Below are 2,060 nucleotides of genomic sequence, written 5' to 3'. Positions count from 1 at the left end.
TGGCCATCCTGATGGCGCGATCCTTCCTGGTGGTGAGCAGCTTGATGACGGGCGGCTGGATCAGCGGCACCAGGGACATGTAGCTGTAGGCGGCCACCGCAACAGCTCCCAGGATCTGTGGGGCCAGTTTCATCGTCGTGTAGATAGCGGTCGGCCCGTCAGCTCCACCGATAATCCCGATGGAGGCCGCCTCGGGGACCGAGAAACCTATCATCATGGCCCCGAAGAGTGCCACAAAAACCCCTAGCTGCGCGGCGGCCCCCAGGAGGAAGGTCAGGGGGTTCGCCAGGAGGGGCGAGAAATCAGTCAGGGCTCCTATGCCCATGAAGATGATCACGGGGTAGATCTCGTGTTCCGTCCCGTAGAACAGGTAGCGCAGGAAACCGCCTTGATCCATGATCCCGGAGAGTGGCAGGTTGACCAAGAGACAACCCGTCGCAATGGGGACCAGGAGAAGGGGCTCGAACCCCTTGCCAATGGCCAGGTAGAGCAGGACGCAGGCCACCACGAGCATTATCACGTTTCCAGTGGTCAGCCCCATGAATCCCGATTGTTCCAGGATCTCGGCGAGGGCCTTAAAAACAAGTCCCATATTTAACCTCTCCTTCGAGGACTATCAAGTCCTAGCCAATCACGAGGAACACGTCACCGGTGTTCACCGGGGATCCGTCCGATACCCTGATCTCCTTCACAGTCCCGGCCGAAGGGGCCTGGATCTCGTTTTCCATCTTCATCGCTTCGAGTACGAGCAGAAGATCTCCGGCGTTGACGGCCGCTCCCACGCTGGTGAGAACTCTCAGTACCTTGCCAGGCATGGGGGCGACCACGGGGGTGTCACCGGCGGCCGCCGGAGCAGGCGCGGGAGCGGGGACGGCGGCAGGTGCTGGTGCCGGCGTAGGATTCGGGGCAGCCGCGGGGGCGGGTGCCGGGGCTGGAGCGGGCGCCGACGCCGAGGAGCCGATATCCTCCACTTCTACCTCGTAGGAGATTCCGTTAACGGTGATCCTGTATTTTTTGGCCATAGCTTGGGTTTTCCTCCTTTATTTTTTCGAAAATAAGAACCCTTCTTTTTGTAGCTGATCTTATTCCTGTTCGGGCGTTAATCGTAAGGGCCGTAAATCGTGAATCGTAAAGCCAAAGCAACGGCGAAAAGCGGAAACCGTGAAGCCAAGGCAAAGGCGAAAGGCATAAATCGAGAGAGCAAAACAATCAGCCGCGAATTTGACCTTTCAGTTTACGGTCCACCTTTTAGGGCTAACGTTTCCACCCTTATCGTTTTACAGGATTATTCAAACCCCTCCAGGAGGTCCATTCTTCCCGCCATCTTCCAGGCGGTAGGCTTGCCGCGACCGGCCACCTCCAGGGGTCTCACCGACAGGGCCTTCCCGCCGCCGGAAACCGCCAGGGCGGCCGCTATGACCGCGGCGACGATGTTCTTGTCGGTACCCGGAGGCGCCGCGGATACGGGTGGAGTTGGCGAAGCCGGTGTTGATTTTTGCTCGGGCCCCGCCGGTTTGGCGGGCTTGCGCTCCGAAAACGCGGCGAGGTAGCGGATCGCTATTATCGTGAACGTAAGGGCCATCAGCACGATGAAAACCGTCGAAAAGGCGATCAAGGCGAGCGCAATGGGACCTCCTATTCCATGGGAGAATTGCTCGGCAATGCGAGAGATTTCCATATCCACTACCTCCTAGTGCGGCATAACGCCGTGCTTGCGTTTCGGCCGTTGCAGGCGCTTGCCCTCGCACTGAACAAGGGCCCTGTAGATCTCACCGCGTGTCTCCTCGGGGAGGATCACCGCGTCCACGAAGCCCCTCTTAGCCGCCTGGTAGGGCGTGGCGAAGGCATCCCTGTACTCCTCGATCTTCTGCGTCCTGAGGGCCTGGGGATCGGGAGCGCTTTCGATCTCTCTCCTGAAGATTATGTTGGCGGCGCCTTCAGCGCCCATGACCGCTATCTCCGCCTGGGGCCAGGCGAGAACCACATCGGCGCCGAGGTCCTTGCTGCACATTCCCAGGTAGGCCCCGCCGTAAGCCTTGCGAAGGACCACCGTAATAAGG

Annotated in this window: 4 protein-coding genes; all 4 read right to left on the bottom strand. The window is 59.7% G+C overall.

The features are described 5' to 3' along the window. Positions 1-592 (bottom strand): sodium ion-translocating decarboxylase subunit beta (locus GX108_06920; GenBank protein ID NLO56764.1); only part of this gene is annotated, 592 nt, incomplete at its 3' end. Between the two features lie 31 nt (positions 593-623). After that, entirely contained in the window at positions 624-1,022 is a 399-nt protein-coding gene (locus GX108_06915) for a biotin/lipoyl-binding protein (GenBank protein NLO56763.1), read from the bottom strand. A 263-nt stretch (positions 1,023-1,285) separates the two neighbouring features. After that, positions 1,286-1,678 (bottom strand): OadG family protein, encoded by a 393-nt coding sequence (locus tag GX108_06910; protein ID NLO56762.1) that lies wholly within the window; start codon positions 1,676-1,678, stop codon positions 1,286-1,288. Positions 1,679-1,690: 12 nt separating this feature from the next. Beyond that, positions 1,691-2,060: methylmalonyl-CoA carboxyltransferase (locus GX108_06905; GenBank protein NLO56761.1), on the bottom strand; the 370-nt coding region annotated here is incomplete at its 5' end.

The sequence above is a fragment of the Thermovirga sp. genome (genome assembly GCA_012523215.1).
Lineage (GTDB): Bacteria > Synergistota > Synergistia > Synergistales > Thermovirgaceae > 58-81.
Note: the sequence above shows the minus strand (reverse complement) of the source record. Positions and strands in the feature narration are given on the sequence as shown.